This is a genomic window from Mycobacterium sp. SMC-17, from assembly GCF_045310915.1.
GTDB lineage: Bacteria > Actinomycetota > Actinomycetes > Mycobacteriales > Mycobacteriaceae > Mycobacterium.
This window is the reverse complement of record NZ_JBJIAK010000012.1, coordinates 91205-111691: the sequence shown is the minus strand read 5'-3', so window position 1 is coordinate 111691 and position 20487 is coordinate 91205. Positions and strand designations below refer to the sequence as shown.

At 68.6% G+C, this 20487-nt stretch carries 21 protein-coding genes; 13 read left to right on the top strand and 8 right to left on the bottom strand.

Annotated features, from left to right (window positions below; genetic code table 11):
• Window positions 1-26: 26 nt before the first annotated feature.
• Together rocD and ddaH are read right to left on the bottom strand one after the other, a co-directional pair.
• Complete coding sequence (gene rocD, locus ACJH7A_RS10790; RefSeq protein ID WP_212806926.1) at window positions 27-1265, bottom strand: ornithine--oxo-acid transaminase; 1239 nt, start codon at window positions 1263-1265, stop codon at window positions 27-29.
• Window positions 1259-2137, bottom strand: a complete 879-nt coding sequence (ddaH, locus tag ACJH7A_RS10785; RefSeq protein WP_212806925.1) for a dimethylargininase — start codon at window positions 2135-2137, stop codon at window positions 1259-1261. Before ddaH ends, rocD begins: the two co-directional genes overlap by 7 nt.
• Window positions 2138-2258: 121 nt before the next feature.
• Between ddaH and ACJH7A_RS10780 the strand changes: the two genes are divergently transcribed.
• Window positions 2259-2720, top strand: coding sequence for an Lrp/AsnC family transcriptional regulator (locus ACJH7A_RS10780; RefSeq protein ID WP_212806924.1), 462 nt, complete (start codon window positions 2259-2261; stop codon window positions 2718-2720).
• A gap of 76 nt (window positions 2721-2796) precedes the next feature.
• Window positions 2797-3969 carry an NAD(P)/FAD-dependent oxidoreductase gene (locus tag ACJH7A_RS10775; RefSeq protein ID WP_212806923.1) on the top strand — a complete coding sequence of 391 codons (1173 nt, stop codon included), beginning with the start codon at window positions 2797-2799 and terminating at the stop codon, window positions 3967-3969.
• 52 nt (window positions 3970-4021) lie between these two features.
• Here the strand turns inward: ACJH7A_RS10775 and ACJH7A_RS10770 are convergent, their stop codons facing one another.
• From ACJH7A_RS10770 to mftR, 3 genes are all read right to left on the bottom strand, one after another.
• The gene (locus ACJH7A_RS10770) at window positions 4022-5293 is read right to left on the bottom strand and encodes a VOC family protein (protein WP_212814627.1); all 1272 of its coding nucleotides are present in this window, start codon (window positions 5291-5293) and stop codon (window positions 4022-4024) included.
• 2 nt (window positions 5294-5295) lie between these two features.
• Window positions 5296-5853, bottom strand: a complete 558-nt coding sequence (locus ACJH7A_RS10765) for an RNA polymerase sigma factor (RefSeq protein WP_212806922.1) — start codon at window positions 5851-5853, stop codon at window positions 5296-5298.
• A gap of 76 nt (window positions 5854-5929) precedes the next feature.
• Window positions 5930-6559, bottom strand: a complete 630-nt coding sequence (gene mftR / locus ACJH7A_RS10760; RefSeq protein WP_138250470.1) for a mycofactocin system transcriptional regulator — start codon at window positions 6557-6559, stop codon at window positions 5930-5932.
• A gap of 101 nt (window positions 6560-6660) precedes the next feature.
• Here mftR and mftA point away from each other — a divergent pair, with 101 nt between their 5' ends.
• The 7 genes from mftA (at window position 6661) to mftG (ending at window position 13238) form a co-directional block, all read left to right on the top strand.
• Window positions 6661-6756 carry a mycofactocin precursor MftA gene (gene mftA / locus ACJH7A_RS10755; RefSeq protein WP_020101386.1) on the top strand — a complete coding sequence of 32 codons (96 nt, stop codon included), beginning with the start codon at window positions 6661-6663 and terminating at the stop codon, window positions 6754-6756.
• 2 nt (window positions 6757-6758) lie between these two features.
• Window positions 6759-7094, top strand: a complete 336-nt coding sequence (mftB, locus tag ACJH7A_RS10750; protein WP_138250469.1) for a mycofactocin biosynthesis chaperone MftB — start codon at window positions 6759-6761, stop codon at window positions 7092-7094.
• Window positions 7091-8311: a mycofactocin radical SAM maturase gene (mftC, locus tag ACJH7A_RS10745; protein ID WP_138250468.1), complete on the top strand. Its 1221-nt coding sequence runs from the start codon at window positions 7091-7093 to the stop codon at window positions 8309-8311. Before mftB ends, mftC begins: the two co-directional genes overlap by 4 nt.
• Before the next feature lie 3 nt (window positions 8312-8314).
• Window positions 8315-9490 (top strand): pre-mycofactocin synthase MftD, encoded by a 1176-nt coding sequence (gene mftD / locus ACJH7A_RS10740; RefSeq protein ID WP_138250467.1) that lies wholly within the window; start codon window positions 8315-8317, stop codon window positions 9488-9490.
• A gap of 136 nt (window positions 9491-9626) precedes the next feature.
• Window positions 9627-10400, top strand: a complete 774-nt coding sequence (mftE, locus tag ACJH7A_RS10735) for a mycofactocin biosynthesis peptidyl-dipeptidase MftE (protein ID WP_234880772.1) — start codon at window positions 9627-9629, stop codon at window positions 10398-10400.
• A 13-nt stretch (window positions 10401-10413) separates the two neighbouring features.
• The gene (gene mftF / locus ACJH7A_RS10730; RefSeq protein ID WP_406801918.1) at window positions 10414-11832 is read left to right on the top strand and encodes a mycofactocin biosynthesis glycosyltransferase MftF; all 1419 of its coding nucleotides are present in this window, start codon (window positions 10414-10416) and stop codon (window positions 11830-11832) included.
• Window positions 11829-13238, top strand: coding sequence for a mycofactocin system GMC family oxidoreductase MftG (gene mftG / locus ACJH7A_RS10725; RefSeq protein WP_406774382.1), 1410 nt, complete (start codon window positions 11829-11831; stop codon window positions 13236-13238). The genes mftF and mftG overlap by 4 nt, the downstream gene beginning before the upstream one ends.
• 42 nt (window positions 13239-13280) lie before the next feature.
• Here the strand turns inward: mftG and ACJH7A_RS10720 are convergent, their stop codons facing one another.
• Entirely contained in the window at window positions 13281-14843 is a 1563-nt protein-coding gene (locus ACJH7A_RS10720) for an MFS transporter (RefSeq protein ID WP_212806920.1), read from the bottom strand.
• Window positions 14844-14926: 83 nt separating this feature from the next.
• On the opposite strand from ACJH7A_RS10720, the gene ACJH7A_RS10715 reads away from it, so the two are divergent.
• Window positions 14927-15568 (top strand): TetR/AcrR family transcriptional regulator, encoded by a 642-nt coding sequence (locus tag ACJH7A_RS10715; RefSeq protein WP_212806919.1) that lies wholly within the window; start codon window positions 14927-14929, stop codon window positions 15566-15568.
• On the opposite strand, the gene ACJH7A_RS10710 is transcribed toward ACJH7A_RS10715, so the two are convergent.
• On the bottom strand, window positions 15534-16784 hold the full coding sequence (locus ACJH7A_RS10710) for a cytochrome P450 (protein ID WP_212806918.1): 1251 nt from the start codon (window positions 16782-16784) through the stop codon (window positions 15534-15536). The genes ACJH7A_RS10715 and ACJH7A_RS10710 overlap by 35 nt on opposite strands.
• 125 nt (window positions 16785-16909) lie before the next feature.
• Here ACJH7A_RS10710 and ACJH7A_RS10705 point away from each other — a divergent pair, with 125 nt between their 5' ends.
• Both ACJH7A_RS10705 and ACJH7A_RS10700 read left to right on the top strand, forming a co-directional pair.
• A complete protein-coding gene (locus tag ACJH7A_RS10705) occupies window positions 16910-18547 on the top strand; it encodes a carboxylesterase/lipase family protein (protein WP_212806917.1) in 1638 nt (545 codons plus the stop codon).
• 122 nt (window positions 18548-18669) lie between these two features.
• On the top strand, window positions 18670-19023 hold the full coding sequence (locus ACJH7A_RS10700) for a nuclear transport factor 2 family protein (protein ID WP_212806916.1): 354 nt from the start codon (window positions 18670-18672) through the stop codon (window positions 19021-19023).
• On the opposite strand, the gene ACJH7A_RS10695 is transcribed toward ACJH7A_RS10700, so the two are convergent.
• Entirely contained in the window at window positions 19020-19493 is a 474-nt protein-coding gene (locus tag ACJH7A_RS10695) for a hotdog fold domain-containing protein (protein WP_212806915.1), read from the bottom strand. The genes ACJH7A_RS10700 and ACJH7A_RS10695 overlap by 4 nt on opposite strands.
• Window positions 19494-20171: 678 nt before the next feature.
• Here ACJH7A_RS10695 and rpsJ point away from each other — a divergent pair.
• A complete protein-coding gene (gene rpsJ, locus ACJH7A_RS10690) occupies window positions 20172-20477 on the top strand; it encodes a 30S ribosomal protein S10 (protein ID WP_003883485.1) in 306 nt (101 codons plus the stop codon).
• Window positions 20478-20487 lie beyond the last annotated feature (10 nt).

Sequence of the window (20487 nt, the reverse complement as noted above, 5' to 3'; positions counted from 1 at the left end):
GGCGGATTGAAACGCATCCTATCGGTCTACCACCGCACGTCCGTCGGCCCGGCCAGCACCTCGGCGAATAGGTCCATCGCCCAATCGATTTCGGCGCGGGTGATGACCAGGGGCGGGGCGAACCGCAGAGTCGGGCCGTGGGTGTCCTTGGTCAGCACACCGCGCTCGGCCAGCCGCAGGCTGACCTCCCGGCCGGTGCCCACGGCCGGATCGAGGTCGACGCCCGCCCACAGGCCCAGTCCGCGCACGGCCGTCACGCCGTGCCCGATCATCGCCGTCAGGCGAGCGTGCAGGTGCCGGCCGAGTTCGGTTGCCCGGGCTTGGAATTCGCCACGCTGCAGCATGCCGACCACCGTGGTGCCGATGGCCGCGGCCAGCGGATTGCCGCCGAACGTCGATCCGTGCTCGCCGGGGTGCAGCACGCCGAGCACGTCCCGGTCGGCCACCACCGCGGACAGCGGCACGACGCCGCCGCCGAGCGCCTTGCCCAGCACGTAGACGTCGGGCACGACGCCCCAGTGGTCGCACGCGAAGGTGCGGCCGGTGCGGGCCAGACCGGACTGGATTTCGTCGGCGATCATCAGTACGTGGCGCTCGGTGCACAGCGCGCGGACCCGGGGCAGATAGTCGTCGGGCGGCACGATGATTCCGGCCTCGCCCTGGATCGGCTCGATCAGCACCGCGGCAGTGTTGTCGTCGACGGCCGCCGCGAGCGCGTCGGCGTCCCCGAACGGCACCAACCGGAAGCCCGGTGTGTACGGGCCGAAACCGCATCGCGCCGTGTCGTCGTCGGAGAAGCTGATGATCGTCGTCGTGCGGCCGTGGAAGTTGCCCTGTGCCACGACGATGTTCGGGTCGGTGCTGCCCTTGACGTCTCGACTCCACTTGCGCGCGACCTTGATCGCGCTCTCCACCGCCTCGGCGCCGCTGTTCATGGGCAGCACCAGCTCCTTGCCGCACAGTTGGGCGAGAGCGGCGCAGAACGGGCCCAGGCGGTCGGAGTGGAAGGCGCGGCTGACGAGCGTCACGGTGTCCAGCTGGGCATGTGCGGTCGCCAGGATCTCGGGATTGCGGTGGCCGAAGTTCACCGCCGAATACGCCGCGAGACAGTCCAGGTAGCTGCGCCCTTCCGGGTCGGTGATCCACACGCCGTCGGCAGACGCCGCGACGACCGGCAGCGGGGCGTAGTTGTGCGCGGCGTAGCGGTCGTCGAGGGCGATCAGCTCGGCCGTGCTTTCCGGTGTCCCCGCAACGGCTTTCAGCATGACGCCGGGTACACCTCCAAGGTGCAGCACTTCACCGATCCGCCGCCCTTGAGCAACTCGGACAGGTCGACACCGACCGGCCGGAAACCGGCGTCGGCGAGCTGCGCGGCGAACCCGGTGGCCGCGGCCGGGTGCACGACGTTCAGCCCGTCGGACACCGCGTTCAGGCCGAGCACGTGGGCGTCGGCATCGGACACCTCGATGGCGCCGGGAAACATCTTGCGCAGCAATGCGACCGACGTGGCACCGAAGGCGGGGGGATAGAACGCGATGGTCTCGTCGTCCAGCACGGCCAGCGCGGTATCGAGGTGGTAGAAGCGGGGGTTGACCAACTGCAGGCTGACCAACGGCAGCCCGGACAGCTTGGCGACCTCGTCGTGCGACTGTCGGTCGGTGCGGAATCCGTAGCCGGCCAGGATCTTTGACCCGATGATCAGCAGGTCGCCCTGGCCCTCATTGGTGTGCTCGGTGTACAGCGGGCAGTAGCCGTGGTCCATCAGCCATCCGGCGTAGGCCACCGATTCTCCGGTCCGCTGCGGGTAGGTGAAGCGGGCGATGATGGCCACCTTCTCGAACCCGTCGTCGAGCACCAGCCCGCCGTTCGCGGCGTAGACCATGTCGGGCAGTCCGGGAATCGGTTCGACCAGTTCGACGGTGTGCCCGAGGCTGCGGTACGTCCGGACCAGATGCTCCCACTGCCGCACCGCGAGCGCCGTATCGACGGGGGTGGAGGTGTCCATCCACGGGTTGATCGCATATTCGACGGCGAAATGCGTGGGCCGGGTCATCACATAGTGCCGGGGGCGGGCCACCCGGTCCGGTCGCCAGCCTGAATTCGGTGTCGCCATCTTGACGACATCAGTAATCGTCATAATTCGATGGTAGGAGCACTATTGCGCGCAAGCAATCGATGCTTGTTGCGCATATGTAACAGATCTATTGTTTGATCACTCGCGATTCGACAATCTATTGCGTGAGGGAGGTGTGCGGCCGGTGGAAAGCGTCGACGAGACCGACGAGCGCATCCTGGCCGAGTTGGCGGACAACGCGCGCGCCACGTTCGCCGAGATCGGCGAACGGGTGGGCCTGTCGGCGCCCGCCGTCAAACGCCGCGTCGACCGGCTGCTGGCCACCGGCGTCATCCGGGGCTTCACGACGGTCGTCGACCGGAACGTGATCGGTTGGGGGACAGAGGCATACGTTCAGGTGTACTGCCACGGCACCATCACGCCGGCGCAGCTGCGGGAGGCCTGGGAGGGCATCCCCGAGGTGGTCTCGGCCGCCACGGTGACCGGCACGTCCGACGCGATCCTGCATCTCATGACCCGGGACATGCGGCATCTGGAGGCGGTGCTGGAGCGCATCCGGGGCAGTGCGGCGATCGAACGCAGCGAGAGCATCGTGGTGCTGTCGAACATCGTCGAGCGCCGGGTCGGTGGCCGGGGCCACGCCTGAACCCCTGCCGTAATGCTGAGCAGGTAAGCACAGGGTGGCCTACCTCGCACCGGCCGCATCGTGTAAGAAAGCCGACGTGACTACAAACGGAGGCATCGTCATCGTCGGTGGCGGTCTGGCCGCTGCACGCACCGCTGAGCAACTGCGCAAAGCGGAGTACGCCGGGCCGATCACGCTGATCAGCGACGAGGTCCATCTGCCGTACGACCGGCCGCCACTGTCCAAGGACGTGCTGCGCGCCGAGGTCGACGACACGACGCTCAAGCCCGCCGAGTTCTACGCCGACAACGACATCACGCTGCTGCTCGGCTCGGGCGCGGTCAAGCTGGACACCGAGGCCCAGACGGTGACGCGCGCCAACGGCGAGGTCGTCGCGTACGACGAGCTGGTCATCGCCACCGGCCTGGTGCCCCGCACCATCCCGTCGCTGCCCGCTCTCGACGGCATCCGGGTGCTGCGCACCTACGACGAGTCGCTGGCGCTGCGTGAGCACGCCGGTTCGGCCAAGCGCGCCGTGGTGATCGGCGCCGGCTTCATCGGCTGCGAGGTGGCGGCGAGCCTGCGCAAGATGGGTGTCGAGGTCACGATCGTCGAGCCGCAGCCCACGCCGCTGGCGTCGGTGCTCGGTACCGAGATCGGTGAACTGGTGGCCCGGCTGCACCGCGCCGAGGGTGTCGACGTGCGGTGCGGCGTCGGGGTCACCGGGGTGACGGGCACCGGCCACGTCGAGAAGGTGCAACTGGCGGACGGCACCGAACTCGACGCCGACGTCGTCGTCGTCGGTATCGGGTCGCGCCCGTCGACCGACTGGCTCGAAGGTAGCGGCATCGCCGTCGACAACGGCGTCGTGTGCGACGCCGCCGGCCGCACCAGTGCCCCGAACGTGTGGGCCATCGGTGATGTCGCCTCCTGGCGTGACGCCGCGGGACACCAAGTGCGCGTGGAACATTGGAGCAATGTGGCCGAGCAGGCGCGGGTGATCGTGCCGGCGATGCTGGGCCAGGACGCCACCGCCGCCGTGGTGGTGCCCTACTTCTGGAGCGACCAGTACGACGTCAAAATCCAGTGCCTGGGCGAGCCCAAGGCCGGTGACACCGTGCACATCGTCGAGGACGACGGCCGCAAGTTCCTGGCGTTCTACGAGCGCGACGGCGCCGTCAGCGGCGTCGTCGGCGGCGGCATGCCGGGCAAGGTGATGAAGAACCGCGCCAAGGTCGCGGCCGCCGTCCCGATCGCCGACGTCCTCTAGGGATTTGTGCACGATTTTCCGCGCGGGGCGCGGAAAATCGTGCACAAATCCCTCAGAAAGCGCCGAGGTAGAACCGGGCGCCCTGGTCGTCGGTGCACTCCGCCGACATGCCGTACGGCTGCCGGGACGGTTCGTCGATGACGGTGCCCCCGGCCTCGCGGACTCGCGCCACCGCGGCGTCGATGTCGGTCACGGTCCACATCGGGACGGCGACGGACTGTGCGGCGCCGCCGGCCGCGCCGGACATCGGGTGGCACCCCTGCACTGCCCAGCCGTCCTCGATGCGACCCGGCTCGAACGTCCAGCCCAGCACCGCGCCGTAGAAATCCTTGAACGCGGCCGAGTCGGTGACGTAGTACGTCATATACGAAAGTTCGCCTGGCCCTGCGCCGTTCAGCTCGGGCCGGGCGATTCCCGGCGCCGGCTGGAACACCGCGAAGTCGGTGCCGAGCGCATCCGTGGCGTCGAGCGTCGGGCCCCACTCGTGCTCCTCGGGCGTGCCCACCCGGCCGCCCGCGTCCAGGATCGCCTGCCGGGCGGCGTCGAGATCACGCACCGCGTAGCAGCAGAACACCGTCTGTGGGCCGGTGGTCTCGAAGATGCCGGTGTGCATGCGGTTGCCCGTCACCTTGCGGGTGTCGGGGTCGTAGTCCCAGCCGAGCACGTGCCGGTAGAACGCGGCGGCCCGCTGGGCGTCCGGTGTCTGCACCGAGATGTAGCCGATGTCGCCGTGCTCGATCGGCACAGTGACCGGGACCGGTCCGGTGAGCATCCAGCGGTGCCCGAACGGGTCGATCACGACCGCGGTCCGCGAGCCGTGGGCGTCGTACGGTTCCCGCTGCACCTGCGCGCCGTGCTGCCGGGCCTGCGCGAGCGCGGCGTCGGTATCGGGCACGTTGAGCATCAGGCTCACCGAAACAGATTGGGCTGCTGGCGCTTTCAGGCCGAGCTCGGGGAACTCGTCGGCCAGGTACAGCACGCCACCGGCGAGCGTCAGCTCGGCGTGCCCGATCCGGCCGTCGTCCATGACGATCGGGTCCCCGACGACGACGGCACCCAGCGCGTCGACGTACCAGGTCAGCGCGGCCCGGGCGTCGGCCACCGCGAGATAGGGCAGGGCCGCGGGCCGGGGCGCCGCGACCGGGGCGGTGGCAGGTGCGTTCAGATCGGCGATGGCGGTGTCGGTTCCACTCATGACAACTCCTTTCGGAAGGGTGACGGCGGCTTCCAGACGCGCCCGCAACCGGGCCGCGAAGGCCGGGTCCGGTTGTACGGGGCTTTCGCCGCCGGCCAGGACCGTCAGTGGGTCGTGACTGTTGTGCATGGTCATGACGCACCTCCGTCCTGGTATTCGGTGTCCTGGTATTCGCTCCGGAATGCCCGCTTGGCCCGTACCAGCAGGGCCTCGGTGGCGTGCACGGTGCGTCCGATCAACTCGGCGCATTCGGGCACCGGGCGGTCATCCAGATATCGCAGTGTCAGCACCATGCGGTGCTGTTCGGGTAACCGGGCCAGCGCGGCCTCGGCGACGATCCGGTCCAGCTCGGCGTCCCAGTCGTCGAAAGGCTCTGCGGGCTCGGGTGTTTCGGGTACGGGGACGGTGAAGCGGTCGTGCCTGCGCCGGTAGTGGTCGGCCAGCTTGTGCCGGGCCACACCGATCAACCAGGGCACCGAGATCGCCGGTGGCGAATCCCGGCGGGCGGCGTCCATCGCCGCCAGAAACGTCTCCGACGTCAGGTCTTCCGCGGTGCCCCGGTCACCGCAGCGCCGCACGAAGTACCCGTAGACCACGGGCAGCGCCGTGTCGTACAGCGCCAGCAGCGTCTGCGGAGCATCACCGTCTGATTCGCCCCTCACACCCTTATCGTCGCGCCGGGCGCTCATTTTCCGACGCCCCAACCGCAACTTCTTGTGATTTGTGCACGGTTTTCCGCGCTGACCGCGGAAAACCGTGCACAAATCACACGGCGCCGATGCCCTCGCGGACGATGTCGAAGGCTTCGCCCAGGGCGTCGGGCAGCGAGACGGTCTCGTCGGCGAGCCACTGTTCGTAGGCCGTCAGCGCCACCCCGAGAACCGTCCACGCCACTGTCTGCGGCACCAGAGCCGTCGGCTTGGTGTCCAGCCGGCGCGCGACGAACGCCGCTATCACGCCGCGCCAGCCTGCGTACATCGTCATCGAGTAGGCCTGCAGCGCGTCGGTCTGCAGGATGACCTGCATGCGGCGCCGGTGCCGGGGTGTCTCGGATTCGTCAAAGCTGTTGAATTCCAACAATGCCGAGCGCAGGGCGGCGTCCAGCGGCACGTCGTGGGGGACGGCGTTCAACAGGTCCCGCAGATCGGTCAGACTCGCGTCGAAGTCGGCCCAGGGGATGGCATTCTTCGACGAGAAGTAGCGGAACAGGGTGCGCCGGGAGATTCCGGCGGCATGGGCGACGTCGTCGACGCTGACGTCGTCGAAGCCGCGGGTCGCGAACAGCTCGAGGGCCACGTGGGTGATGTGGTCGCGCGTGGTGGAGCGGCGACGGCCCACCCGGCCGTGCTGGGCGGTCCCGGCATCGCGCGCGGGACGCTCCGTCTCGGTCTTCATCAGACCCGCCCTTCCTTTTCGGCACTCGATGCCATATTCTTGCGACTTGGATCACAGTTGTCGAGTCCCGACAACTGCCACGGTAGCGAAAGGGGCGATCCATGGACTCGAATCAGCAGGCGAATTCCGATACCGAACTGGTCACCGAGACTCTGGTCGAAGAGGTCTCGATCGACGGTATGTGCGGGGTCTACTGACCGTGTCTGCACCAGCCGCGGCCCGGACCGGGCCCGAGGCGGCCTTCGATCCGGACCGTGGCTGGCGGCTGCACCACCAGGTCGCCGTCCGCCCGGAACCGTTCGGCGCCCTCTTGTATCACTTTGGTACGCGCAAACTTTCGTTCCTGAAGAATCGCATCATCGTCGAGATCGTCAACTCGCTCGCCGACCATCCGGACGTCCGCAGCGCCTGCCGCGCCGCCGGTATCGACGATGACCAGCAGGGGCCGTATCTGCACGCGTTCGGCGTGCTGGTCCAGTCCAAGATGCTGATCCCGGCCGACCAGAACAGCCCCGAAGGATCTACCGTTTCATGACCGCAACGGCACCCGTGCCCCGGCTGATCGAGCAGTTCGAGCACGGCCTCGACGCGCCCATCTGCCTCACCTGGGAACTGACCTACGCCTGCAACCTGTCCTGCGTGCACTGCCTGTCGTCGTCGGGCAAGCGCGACCCGCGCGAGCTGAGCACCCAGCAGTGCAAGGACATCATCGACGAGCTCGAGCGCATGCAGGTGTTCTACGTGAACATCGGCGGCGGCGAGCCGACCGTGCGATCCGATTTCTGGGAACTCGTCGACTACGCCACCGAGCACCACGTCGGTGTCAAGTTCTCCACCAACGGCGTGCGCATCGACGAAGCGGTCGCGGCCAAGCTGGCCGCGAGTGACTATGTGGACGTTCAGATTTCGCTCGACGGCGCCACCGCCGAGATCAACGACGCGGTGCGCGGCCCGGGCTCCTTCGCGATGGCGATCCGGGCGCTCGAGAACTTGAAGAACGCCGGTTTTAGAGACGCCAAGATCTCGGTCGTCGTCACGCGCCACAACGTCGACCAGCTCGACGACTTCAAGGCCCTGGCCGACAACTACGGCGCCACCCTGCGTATCACCCGGCTGCGTCCGTCCGGCCGCGGCGCCGACGTGTGGGACGACCTGCACCCCACCGCCGAGCAGCAGGTGCAGCTGTACAACTGGCTGGTCGCCAAGGGCGAGCGGGTGCTCACCGGTGACTCGTTCTTCCACCTGTCGGGCCTCGGCGAGCCCGGAGCGCTCGCGGGGCTGAACCTGTGCGGCGCGGGGCGCGTCGTGTGCCTGATCGACCCCGTGGGCGATGTGTACGCCTGCCCGTTCGCCATCCACGAGCGCTTCCTGGCCGGAAACATCCTGAGCGACAACGGTTTCCAGGACGTCTGGCAGAACGCCCCGCTGTTCCGCGAGCTCCGGGAACCGCAGTCCGCCGGTGCCTGCAGCAGCTGCGGGCACTACGACAGCTGCCGCGGCGGCTGCATGGCGGCCAAGTTCTTCACCGGTCTGCCCATGGACGGGCCGGATCCCGAGTGCGTGCAGGGCTACGGCGAGCCCGCCCTGGCGCTCGATCGCGACAAGCCCAAGTCGCATATCGACCACTCCCGGGGCGGCAGCGGTGATTCTTCCCGTCGCTCCGCTCGCCCTGCCAAGGGGCCGATCCCGCTCAAGCTGTTGGCCATGCCGGCCAAGGCGCCCCAGAAATTCTGTAACGAAAGTCCTGTCTAAATCATGGCCCGTGATACCTGGTTCGAAACCGTCGCCATCGCGCAGGAGCGTGCGAAGAAGCGGCTCCCCAAGTCCGCCTACTCCTCGCTGATCTCGGCGAGCGAGAAGGGCCTGACGGTCGCCGACAACGTCGCGGCGTTCGGCGAGCTCGGCTTCGCCCCGCACGTCATCGGCGCGCTGGACAAGCGTGAGATGGCCACAACGGTTATGGGTCAAGAGATTTCGCTGCCGGTGATTATTTCTCCCACCGGTGTGCAGGCGATCCACCCCGACGGCGAGGTCGCTGTCGCGCGCGCGGCCGCGGCCCGCGGCACCGCGATGGGGCTGTCGTCGTTCGCCAGCAAGCCGATGGAAGAGGTCATCGCGGCAAACGACAAGACGTTCTTCCAGATCTACTGGCTCGGCAGCCGCGACGACATCGCGGCCCGGGCCGAGCGCGCCCGCGCGGCCGGCGCCAAGGGCCTCATCGTCACCACCGACTGGAGCTTCAGCCACGGCCGGGACTGGGGCAGCCCCAAGATCCCGGAGAAGATGGATCTCAAGACCATCCTCAGGATGAGCCCCGAGGTCATCACCAAGCCCCGCTACATGTGGACCTGGGGCAAGACCCTGCGTCCGCCGGAGTTGTCGGTGCCGAACCAGGCCATCAACGGTCAGGCCCCGCCACCGTTCTTCCACGCCTACGGCGAGTGGATGGGCACCCCGGCGCCGACCTGGGAGGACATCGCCTGGCTGCGCGAGCTGTGGGGCGGACCGTTCATGCTCAAGGGCGTCATGCGCATCGACGACGCCAAACGTGCTGTGGACGCCGGTGTTTCAGCAATCTCGGTGTCCAACCACGGCGGTAACAACCTGGACAGCACGCCGGCGTCGATCCGGGCGCTGCCCGCGATCGCCGAGGCCGTCGGCGACCAGGTCGAGGTTTTGCTGGACGGCGGTATCCGCCGCGGCAGCGACGTGGTCAAGGCGCTGGCCTTGGGGGCCCGGGCGGTCATGCTCGGCCGGGCCTACCTGTGGGGGCTCGCGGCCGAGGGACAGGCCGGTGTCGAGAACGTCCTCGACATCATGCACGGGGGTATCGACTCCGCGCTGCGTGGCCTGGGCAAGGCCTCGATCCACGACCTCGGACCCGACGACATCCTGGTGCCGGAAGGCTTCACCCGGCGGCTGGGCGGCTGAGCCGCGGGGCGGACCGGGTGATTCGACGGGTCCGCTGATACGCGCGGTGCTGACGGGACTGACGTGATGGTCGCCGGGGTCTTGACAACCGCGGCGATTTGACCATTCGCTACGAATTGTTGCGTATACGGCAACAATTGGCGCACAGCAGGCAAATTCGGCTTACCATCGGCGGGTGCCTTTTCCCAGCGAGCTCGGGAACTCGACGTCGAGGCAGTTGCAAGCCATGCGGCCTTCGTTGATCGTCCCGATTGGTTCCACCGAGCAGCATGGGCCGCACCTGCCGCTGGATACCGATACCCGGATCGCCGAGGCAGTGTCGCGGTCCGTCGCGGAGGAACTGCGCGCGCAGACGATCCCCGGCGTCGATCAGCCCACGTGGTTGGTCGCGTCTGCCATCAGTTACGGCGCGAGCGGTGAGCACGAGGGCTTTCCCGGCACCATCTCGATCGGCCTGGCCGCACTGGAACATTTGCTGGTCGAGTTCGGGCGCTCGGCCTGTAACTGGGCCGGCCGGATCGTGTTCGTCAACGGTCACGGCGGCAACGTGGCGGCGCTGACGGCGGCGACCACGCTGCTGCGGGCCGAGGGGCGCGACGTGGCCTGGTGCCCGTGCGTCGCCGCCGGTGCGGACGCCCACGCGGGCCATACCGAAACGTCTGTACTGCTGCACCTTTCACCCGCCGATGTCTGGGTCGACGAAAGCGTCGTCGGCAATACCGCGCCGCTGCCCGAGCTGCTGCCGGCCTTGCGTCGCGGCGGTATGGCGGCGGTCAGCCCGGTCGGGGTGCTGGGGGACGCCACCACGGCATCCGCCCTCGAAGGGTCCCGTATCTTTGCAGAAATGGTCGAAAGCTCCGTGCGCCGGATCAGCGCATGGCAGCCGAGCTCTGGGGGGATGCTCGCGTGACGGGGGTGGGACAGTGACTGGGCCGCGGCTGCCTGACGGCTTTGCCGTCCAAGTAGACCGCCGGGTCAAGGTGCTGGGTGAGGGCGCCGCGCTGCTCGGTGGCTCGCCGACGCGACTGCTGCGGCTGGCTCCGGCGGCGCAGACCATGCTCGACCGCGGCCGGCTGGAGGTCCACGACGCGCAGAGCGCGCAGCTGGCACGCACGCTGCTCGACGCCACGGTGGCCCACCCGCGGCCGGCGACCGGGCCGTCGCACCTCGACGTGACCGTCGTTGTTCCGGTACGCGACAACGCCGTTGGCGTCGCCCGACTGGTGCGGTCCCTGTGCGGCATGCGCGTGGTGGTGGTCGACGACGGCTCCGTGGTGCCGCTGCAGGCCGCGGACTTCTGCGACCTGGCCGGCCACTGCGACGTGCGCGTGCTCCGGCACGACGTCAGCCGGGGACCGGCCGCCGCGCGCAACACCGGGCTGGCCGCCTGCGAGACCGACTTCGTGGCCTTCCTGGACTCGGACGTGGTGCCACGCCGCGGGTGGCTGGAAGCGCTGCTGGGGCACTTTTGCGATCCGGCCGTCGCATTGGTCGCGCCGCGCATCGTCGGCCTGCACGAGCCCGACAATCTGATCGCGCGCTACGAGGCCGTGCGCTCGTCGCTCGACCTCGGAATGCGGGAAGCGCCGGTGGTGCCGTACGGCATGGTGGCCTACGTGCCGAGCGCGGCCATCATCTGCCGGCGGGCGGCGCTGGACCAGGTGGGCGGTTTCGACGAGTCGCTGCAGTCCGGCGAGGACGTGGACCTGTGCTGGCGGTTCATCGAGGCCGGGGCCCGGCTGCGGTACGAACCGATCGCGCTCGTCGGCCACGATCACCGCACCGCACTGCGAGAGTGGTTCACCCGCAAGGCCTTTTACGGCTCCTCGGCCGCACCGCTGTCGGTGCGGCACCCGGGCAAGACGGCGCCGCTGGTCATTTCCGGCTGGACGCTGGTGGTCTGGGTGCTGCTGGCCATGGGGTCGGGCGTGGGCTACCTGGCGTCGACCATCGCCGCCGCGATCACCGGCCGGCGCATCGCCAACTCGCTGCGGTCGGTCGACACCGAGCCGCGTGAGGTCGCCGCCGTCGCCGCGCAGGGACTGTGGGCCGCGGCCCTGCAACTCGCCGCGGCGCTGTGCCGGCACTACTGGCCGGTGGCTCTCGTGCTGGCGGTCTGTTTCCGGCGCTGGCGTCAAGTGGTGCTGATCGCCGCGATCGTGGACGGCGTCGTCGACTGGGCCCGCCGCCACCACACGGTCGACGACAACACCCAGCGCGTGGGCCTGCTGGCCTACCTGCTGCTGAAGCGCCTCGACGACATCGCCTACGGTCTCGGGCTGTGGGGCGGCGTGGTGCGCGAGCGGCATCTGGGTGCGCTCAAGCCGCAGATCCGGACTTGAGCCCACGTCGCGATGACGTCCTGATCGTCGGGGCCGGCAGCGCCGGCTGCGTTCTGGCCGAGCGTCTTTCGGCCGACCCCGGCTGCCGGGTGACGCTGCTGGAGACCGGCGGCACGATCCGCCCGGAACCGGGCTGGGTGCTGCCCATCGGCGTCGACAGCACGGTGGCGCGACAGCACCGCACGACGCTGACGCAGAATCCGGTGCGGTCCGCGGACATCGTGCGCGGGCGGGTGCTGGGCGGGTCCGGGGCGATCAACGGCGGCTACTTCTGCCGGGCTTGGCCGGCGGACTTCGCGGCCTGGGCGGTGCCGGGCTGGTCGTGGCCCGACGTCCTGCCGCACTATCGCGCCATCGAGACGGACCACGACTTCGGCGACGGTGCCGAGCACGGCGCGGCCGGCCCGGTCCCGGTGCGCCGTCTCAGCGAATTCGCAGCGTCCTCACAGGCTTTCCGTGATGCGGCGGGCGGCCGGTACCCCTGGATCGACGATCTCAACGCCGCGGCCGGGGTCCGGCCCGGCCTGGGTGCGGTGCCACTCAACATCGATGACACCGGCCACCGGCACGGTCCGGGCGAGGTCTACCTGACGGCCGCGCGGGGCCGGGACAACCTGACGGTGCTCGCCGGTACCCGCGGTCTGCGGGTGTTGTTCGACGGTGACCGTGCGGTGGGGGTCAGGTGTCTCGGTCCCGAGGGGGTGGCGGACCGGTATGCCGACCGGATCGTGTTGTGCGCCGGGGCAATTGAATCTGCCCATCTGTTGCTGCTGTCCGGGATCGGCCCGGCCGCGCAGTTGCGGGGCGTCGGCGTGCCGGTGGTGGCGGACCTGCCGGTGGGGGCCGCGTGCGCCGATCATCCGGAATGGGTGGTGCCGACCACCTGGCCCGCCGAGCCCGGGCGCCCGCCGCTCGAATTGCTGCTCACCACTGAGGAATTGGAGATCCGGCCGTACACGTGGGGTTTCGCGGCCATGACCGGCGGGGTCGCCGCCGGTGCGGACCCGGTGCACCTCGGCATCTCCCTGATGCGGCCGCGCGCGCTGGGCCGGGTCCTGCTGGTGTCGGACGATCCCGACGTCCGTCCCATCATCGAACATCGCTATGACGCCGACCCGGCCGATGCCGCCGCGCTGCACGCCGGTCACGAACTGTGCCGCGACCTGTTCGGTGACGCCGTCGCCGGTGGCGAGCCCGCCTGGTCCACGGCGCAGCATCTGGCGGCCACGGCGCCGATGGGGGCCGACGGCGACGAGCGTGCCGTCCTCGATCCGCAGTGCCGGGTGCGCGGCGTCGACGGGTTGTGGGTGGCCGACGGCGCCGCGCTGCCGGGCATCACCGGCCGGGGCCCGCACGCGACCATCGTCATGCTGGCGCACCGGGCCGCCGGGTTCATCGCGGCGTGACCGCCGCGCGGCGGAGACGTCGCATGAAAATGCCTGTGGTGACTAGTTGTTGGGCGGTGTGCGGTCGCGGCCGGGCGCCCAGAATGCGATCAGTACGCCCGCGACCGCGGTGATCGACGCCAGCACCACGAGTGTTGTCTGCATGCCGTGCAGGAACGCCACGCGGGCCACGGCCAGGAGCTGACCACCGACCGGGCCCAGATGGGGCGCCGCGGCCACCGCACCGGCCAGCGAGCCGCGTGCGGCGTCTTGTACCGGAGCCGGAAAACCGGCCACGGCGGGCCCGATCTGTTTGGTGTATCCGGCTGCCAGGAGGGAGCCGGTCAGCGCGATGCCGAGGGCGGCACCCACCTCCCGGGTGGTGTCGTTGACCGCCGACGCCACCCCCTGTTTGCCGTCCGGTACCGATGTCATGATCGCTGAAGTCGTTGGCGCGGTGAATATTCCGACTCCGGTGCTCACCACCAGCAGCGGCCACGCCAGGGCCCAGTACGACGAGTCGATGCGCACCAGACATAGTGACAGCAGGCCGGCGGACAGCAGCCCCAGGCCGATGAGCACCACGAGGCGCAATCCCAGCTTCGGCAGGTACCACGACGACAGCGGGGACAGGATGAGCATCGGCACCGCCAGCGGGGACAGTGCCAGTGCGGTTCCCAGCGGGCTGTAGCCCATGACCAGTTGCATGAATTGCATCGCCAGGTAGAAGAAACCGAACATCACCAGGAACAGCACCGTGATGGCCGCGGCTCCGGTGCCGAACTGGCGATCGAGAAACAGCCGGACATCCAGCAGCGGGTACCGGGCCCGGAGCTCGATGATCGTGAACGCCCCGGCCAGGATCAGGCCGCCGGCGATACCACCCAGCACCACCGGATGTGTCCAGCCCCGATCGGGTGCCGCGAGGATGCCGTACACCAGCGCGGCGACCGCGGCGGCGATGACGATCGCGCCGGCGACGTCCAAGGTGCGGGCCTCCGCATCGCGCGACGTCGTGATGGTCGTGCTCATGACCATCAGGACCAGTCCGGCGCCGGCGAAGGCCCAGAAGATCGACTGCCAGGGCCAGAAGTGCAGCAGCACACCGGATCCCAGCATGCCGAACACGCCGCCACAGCCGGCCATCCCGACCCAGATGCCCACCGCCTTGGTGCGCTGGTCGGCCGGGTACGACGCGGTGATCAGGGACAGCGTCGCCGGCATGATGAAGGCGGCGCCCACTCCGGCGACCGCGCGGGCGCCGATGATGTGCAAGGGATCGGTGCTGACCGCCGGGACGATCGAGGCCGCCGCGAAGATGGCCAGACCGAACAGCAGGGCACCGCGCCGGCCGTAGCGGTCGCCGAGGGCGCCGGCGGGCAGCAGCAGGCAGGCCAGTGTCAGTGTGTAACTGTCGATGATCCAGGTCAGCTGGGTCTGGTTCGCCGACGTTGCCATGGCGATGTCACCGAGCGCGGTGTTGAGCGCGACCATCGACGAAATCACCACCAGCACACCGGAACACGCCACCAGCAGTGTCCAGGTGCGGTTCCGCGCGATGGGCGCGGCGGCCGTCGGCGGCGTGGTACCGGCCCGGGGGCTCACCACGCTCGCCTTGTCGGCCATGCGGCCACCTTCCGGTAGTTTCAAGACTGATGATCTTCAAACAAGACTAACAGTCTTGTTTGTCGTCCGGAAGGTGAACTGCGTTGTCCAGCGAATACGGCGACCCCCGGCCGGCCCGGTCACGGGCGCGGCTCCTCGAGGCGGCGACCGCCCTCCTGCGCGCCGGCGGTCCCAGCGCCGTCACCATCGATGCGGTGGTCCGGGCGTCCAACGTGGCCAGGGCGACCCTCTATCGGCACTATGCCAGCGGAAATGACTTGCTGGCAGCGGCATTTCACGCGCTCATCCCGCCGGCTCCCGTGCCGCTCGCCGACGGGAACCTGCGCGAGCGGTTGATCGCGCTCGTGCACGCGCAGGCGGAACTGATCGCCGAGGCGCCGGTCAGCCTGGCGGCCATGTCGTGGCTGACGCTCGGTGGCAACCTCGAACACCTGCCGTGGGGCACGGCGGGGACCGAGAGCATCGAGGTCCGTAACTTGCGGGAACGCGTGGCCGAGCAGTACGCCGCCCCGTTCGAGGCAGTGCTGTCCAGTCCCGAGGCCGTCGCCGAGTTGGGCGACGTCGACCGGGTCCGCGCCGCGGCGTTGTTACTCGGCCCGATCGTGCTCGGCAAGCTCAGCACCCTGCCCGACTTCGACTATCGCGAGATCGCCGTCGCCGCCGTCGACGGCTTCCTCGCGACTCATCGCATCAGCGCAGCGAGTACCGGATCGGCAGGTGCTTGAAGCCGCCGACGAACGTCGTCGCGGAAAGCTCCGGGGTACCGGCCAATTCGATCGAGTCCAGCCGGGGCAGCAGTTCGGAGAACAGGCTGTTCATCTCCATGCGCGCCAGTGCGGCACCCAGACAGAAGTGCACGCCGTAGCCGAACGCCAGGTGCTTGTTCGGCTCGCGCCCGACGTCGAACCGGAACGGATCGGTGAACACCTCTTCGTCGCGGTTACCGGAAACGTAAGCGAGATAGACGGATTCGCCTGCGGCGATCGGCACCCCGCGCACGACGGTGTCGGCGGTCGCGGTGCGCATGAATTCCTTCACCGGCGTGCTCCACCGGATCATCTCCTCGACGGCCGTGGACATCAGCTCGGGATTCGCCTTCAGGCGGGCCAGCTCGCCGGGATTCTGGATCAGCGCGTGCAGCCCACCCGAGATGGCGTCCTTGGTGGTGTCGTGACCGGCGCTGGCCACGATCACGTAGTAGGACGCGGTGTCCATGTCGCTGAGCGGTTCGCCGTCGATGCGGCCGTTCGCGATCGCCGACGCCAGGTCATCGGTCGGGTTGGCCCGCCGGGATGCGGTCAGCGCGGCAAAGTACTGGAAGAAGTCGAGCAGCACGGCGAACAGCTCTTCCGGTGTCTGGCCGCGTGAGTACTCCTCGTCGTCGCCGCCGAACATCTCCTGCGTGAGGGTGTGCATGCGGTCGTAGTCCTCCTCGGGGAGGCCGAGCAGCGACATGATCACGTAGAGCGGGAACTGGATCGCGATCTCCTCGACGAAGTCGCACTCGGGGCCGATGTCGCGCATCCGGTCGACGTACCGCTTCGCGAGCTCGTCCACCCGGACCTTCAGGTCGCGCATGGCCTTGGGGCGGAACCAGTCGGCGCCGATGGCGCGGATCTTCCGGTGGTGCGGGTCGTCCATGTGGATGAGCGTGCGCAGCCCGATCCCCGCCTCGGCCTGTGCCTTCAGCAGATCTTCGGCGTCGGCCTTCATGAGCAGCGGGCGGGGCTCGCTGATGAAGAGGTTGTTGTCGCGCTCGATGGCCATGATGTCGGCGTGCTTGGTGATCGCCCAGAACGGCCGGTACGGCGGATTGTCTACCCAGGCAACGGGATTGGTGGCGCGGAGGCGGGTCAGGGCGGTATGCAACCGATCGTCGTCGGCGTAGGCGGAGGGGTCGGCGAGGACCTTCGCGGCCTCGTCGGTGGTGGGTGCAGTCATTGAACTCCTCACGCAGACGCAAACTTGACAGCTGTCAAGTGGAGTGTAGGTCGTTCGATGTCCGTTGGGGAGGGGGTCGCGCGAAATATTTCTGAGCTGCATTCGGTGGGCGTTCAGTACGCTGGGTGGTCGTGTCGTCCGCCCATTCGCCCAGACTGCTGCAGCGCGCTGCGGCAGTGGCTGCCGCGGTGCTGCTGGTGGCCGGCTGTGGCCTGGACTCGCACAGTGAAGGTGCGACGGTCGTCGCGCCCGACGCGGTGACCGCCGATCCGGCGCTGGTGCACACCGCATCGGGGACCGTCCGCGGGACGGTCAATCCGGACCTACGGTTCTTCGGTGGAATTCCTTATGCCGCACCACCATTGGGACCATTGCGCTTCCGGCCGCCGGCGCCCGCGCTCGCGTGGGACGGCGCGCTCGACGGCAGCAAGCCGGGCGCGCGCTGCATCCAGGATCCCAAGGGCGACCTCGAGATGGGCCGTAACACCAGCGAGGATTGCCTGACGCTCAATGTCTGGACGCCGCCGGTGCGGGCCTCCGGTGAACGTCGACCCGTGCTGGTGTGGCTGCACGGCGGCGGATTCATCAACGGCTCCAGCAGCATCTACAACTCGACTCGGCTGACCACACGCGGCGACGTCGTGGTGGTGACCGTCAACTACCGCCTCGGTGCGCTGGGTTTCCTGGCCCACCCCGCACTGGGTAGCGGTCCCGACGTCGGCAACTACGGGCTGGCCGATCAGCAGGCGGCGCTGCGCTGGGTGCGCGACAACATCGCCGCGTTCGGCGGCGATCCCGACAAGGTGACCATCGCCGGTGAATCCGCCGGCGGGATGTCGGTGTGCGACCATCTCGTCGCCCCCGACTCGGCCGGTCTCTTCCGCGGCGCCATCATCGCGAGTGGGCCGTGCCAGGCGCAGGGCGCACTACCGGAGGCCACGCGGGCGAGCCTGACCTATGCGCAGGCGGCGGGGTGCGGGGATGTGGCGGACGCCGCCGATTGTCTGCGCCGTCTGCCGGTCGACAAACTGCGAAAACCGGTGTGGTACTACGGAATCGGCGAGAACATGCTCAGCGGGCCCGTCTCCGGGACAACGCTGCTGCCGGTCGACCCGATGCGGGCCATCAGCGACGGCGCTGCGGCCCGGGTGCCGGTGATGATCGGTACCACCCGCGACGAATTCACCCTCTTCGTCGCGCTGCAGTATCTCCGCGCGGGCAAGCGGTTCCATGCCGACGCCTACCCGCGCCTCCTGGAGTCGACGTTCGGCGCCGACGCCGGCGCGGTGGCGACGCACTACCCGCTGGACCGCTACGGGGGCAGCGCCGCGGTCGCTTATTCGACGGCAGTCACCGACGCCGCGTTCGCGTGCGTGGCCGACCGCATCGGCGACGCGCTGGTGGGCGATGCGCCGGTCTATGGCTACGAGTTCGCCGACCCGGCGCCACCGACGCCGGATCCGTTGCGCCACTTGCCTTTCCCTGTCGGTGCCAGCCACTCTCTGGACCTGCGCTACATCTTCAACATGGGTGGCGCGCCGCCGCCGACGCCGCCGCAGGTCGCCCTGTCGGATCAGATGATCGACTACTGGAGCTCGTTCGTCCGTGATGGCCGGCCGAGTGCCGACGGCGCGCCGGAATGGCCGCAGCTGGCCGGCGAAGAGCATGACAGCCGCATGTCGCTGCGCCCCGATGGCAGTCGATTGGTCACGGACTACGACCAGGTACACCAGTGCGCGTTCTGGGCGACTCTGCAGCACTGACTACTACGTCGAACGTGGGGGATTCTGGTGCCGTCAGCGGCGTGGCGTCTCGGCGGGTCGCACGCTCGACGCACGGAAAATGCCTTGCCCGCCGAGGTGTGCGTCCACTTCGATAGGGCGGCATGACGCTTCCCGATGCGGACCGATTCGCCCGTGAGTGGTGTGCGGCCTGGAACGCCCACGACGTCGAGGCCGTCCTGGCGCATTTTCACGACGACGTCGTCTTCACCTCACCCGTCGCGGCGCGCGTGGTGCCCGAATCCGGGGGAGTGGTGCGGGGCAAGGACGCGCTGCGGCGGTACTGGACCACCGCGCTGGCTGCGGTGCCGGAGCTGCACTTCGAGATCGTGGCCAGTTATATCGGGACGCAGGCGCTCGTCATCAATTACCGCAACCACCGCGGTCAGTTGGTCAACGAGGTGCTGATCTTCGACGGTGACCTGGTGCGCGAGGGTCACGGCACCTATCTCGATTAGGCGGGCGTCACCCACGTCGTGATGTCGGCGTGCACGACCTCTTCGCCCCGGGCGTCGACCACCGAGACCGATACGACGACATCGGTGCCTCTCGTCAGCGTCTCGAAGTCGGGGACGTCGACCCGCGCGTGGGCCCGCAGTGAAGTGGTGGCCTTGGCCAGGTACCGCACGTTCATGGCCTTCGGGATCCAGCGGTGGCTCGTCGGCACGGTCGCTTCCATCGCCATGCCCATGGCGGCCTCGGCGGCGTTGCACGACGCGATGGCATGCACGGTGTGCAGATGGTTGTAGACGAAGAACCACTTCGGCACCGCCACCTCGGCGTAGCCCGGCTCCATCGTCAGCACCCGGGGCAGGACCGACGCGAAGTACGGCACCCGCACCATCGCGGCCGCGGAGAACAGCAGGCTGCCGCCGGGCCGTCCGGAGAGCTGCTTCCAGGCGCGGTACGTGGGGCTCAGTGTCGACATGTCTCGATCTTACTTGAAAGTAAGTTAGGCGCCGTCGCCAATTCTGCTTCGGCGGCCCGGTCCACTCGCCCTTTTGCAGCACCAGCTCAAAGTCAACGGGAGGACCGGCCAGGCGTGCGTTGAGGCTGTACCCAGGGCGCTCCTCACTCGCACTTTTGTGCCACCAGTACAGGGTCAACGACTGGCGTCGCTGCATACGCGTTGACCCTGTGGCTGGGGCGCTCTCCACTCGTACTTCTGCGCCATGCATACCGGATCGACTGAACAGCCTCCATTGACCGAGAAACCAGAGCGGCGTCCACTCGAACAACCAGGCCCGCGCCGTAGAATCACCGCAGGACCGGCGGTAGAACCCGGGCGCGTCGAACTGCTCCGCAGCGGATTTGGAGCGAGCCCGGATCTGGGGCATACTGTTCGGGTTGCCTTGCGCCGGGTTCGCCCGCTGCGGGCATACGACCGGCGCCCATCTCGGGCGCATCCGGTCCCAGCATCGCCCACGATGGAATTTCCAACGCGGACGACTGTGCGCAAAGGCGACACGCCCGAGCGCGGGGGTCGGTGAACCACAGAAACGTAAAGAGCGGCGGCATAGCCAGCGCGCGTCATCGGGTGTCCCGGGGCGTGCGCATCGAAGACCAGGCCCGAGCACGGGCCCGTGAGAAGTTAGGTAGGAGAAGCGTGGCGGGACAGAAGATCCGCATCAGGCTCAAGGCCTACGACCACGAGGCGATTGACGCCTCGGCGCGCAAGATCGTTGAGACGGTCACCCGTACGGGGGCAAGCGTGGTCGGCCCGGTGCCGCTGCCGACCGAGAAGAACGTGTACTGCGTCATTCGGTCTCCCCATAAGTACAAGGACTCGCGGGAGCATTTCGAAATGCGTACCCACAAGCGCCTTATCGACATCCTCGACCCCACGCCGAAGACCGTTGACGCTTTGATGCGCATCGATCTGCCGGCGAGCGTCGACGTCAACATCCAGTAGGAGACCCAGA

Excerpts from the sequence above, each read along its gene's own strand:
- rocD (WP_212806926.1), bottom strand. The coding sequence starts at position 1,265 with ATGCTGAAAGCCGTTGCGGGGACACCGGAAAGCACGGCCGAGCTGATC.
- ddaH (WP_212806925.1), bottom strand. The coding sequence starts at position 2,137 with ATGACGATTACTGATGTCGTCAAGATGGCGACACCGAATTCAGGCTGG.
- ACJH7A_RS10770 (WP_212814627.1), bottom strand. The coding sequence starts at position 5,293 with ATGCACAACAGTCACGACCCACTGACGGTCCTGGCCGGCGGCGAAAGC.
- ACJH7A_RS10765 (WP_212806922.1), bottom strand. The coding sequence starts at position 5,853 with ATGAGCGCCCGGCGCGACGATAAGGGTGTGAGGGGCGAATCAGACGGT.
- mftR (WP_138250470.1), bottom strand. The coding sequence starts at position 6,559 with ATGAAGACCGAGACGGAGCGTCCCGCGCGCGATGCCGGGACCGCCCAG.
- mftA (WP_020101386.1), top strand. The coding sequence starts at position 6,661 with ATGGACTCGAATCAGCAGGCGAATTCCGATACCGAACTGGTCACCGAG.
- mftC (WP_138250468.1), top strand. The coding sequence starts at position 7,091 with ATGACCGCAACGGCACCCGTGCCCCGGCTGATCGAGCAGTTCGAGCAC.
- mftD (WP_138250467.1), top strand. The coding sequence starts at position 8,315 with ATGGCCCGTGATACCTGGTTCGAAACCGTCGCCATCGCGCAGGAGCGT.
- ACJH7A_RS10720 (WP_212806920.1), bottom strand. The coding sequence starts at position 14,843 with ATGGCCGACAAGGCGAGCGTGGTGAGCCCCCGGGCCGGTACCACGCCG.
- ACJH7A_RS10710 (WP_212806918.1), bottom strand. The coding sequence starts at position 16,784 with ATGACTGCACCCACCACCGACGAGGCCGCGAAGGTCCTCGCCGACCCC.
- ACJH7A_RS10700 (WP_212806916.1), top strand. The coding sequence starts at position 18,670 with ATGACGCTTCCCGATGCGGACCGATTCGCCCGTGAGTGGTGTGCGGCC.
- ACJH7A_RS10695 (WP_212806915.1), bottom strand. The coding sequence starts at position 19,493 with ATGTCGACACTGAGCCCCACGTACCGCGCCTGGAAGCAGCTCTCCGGA.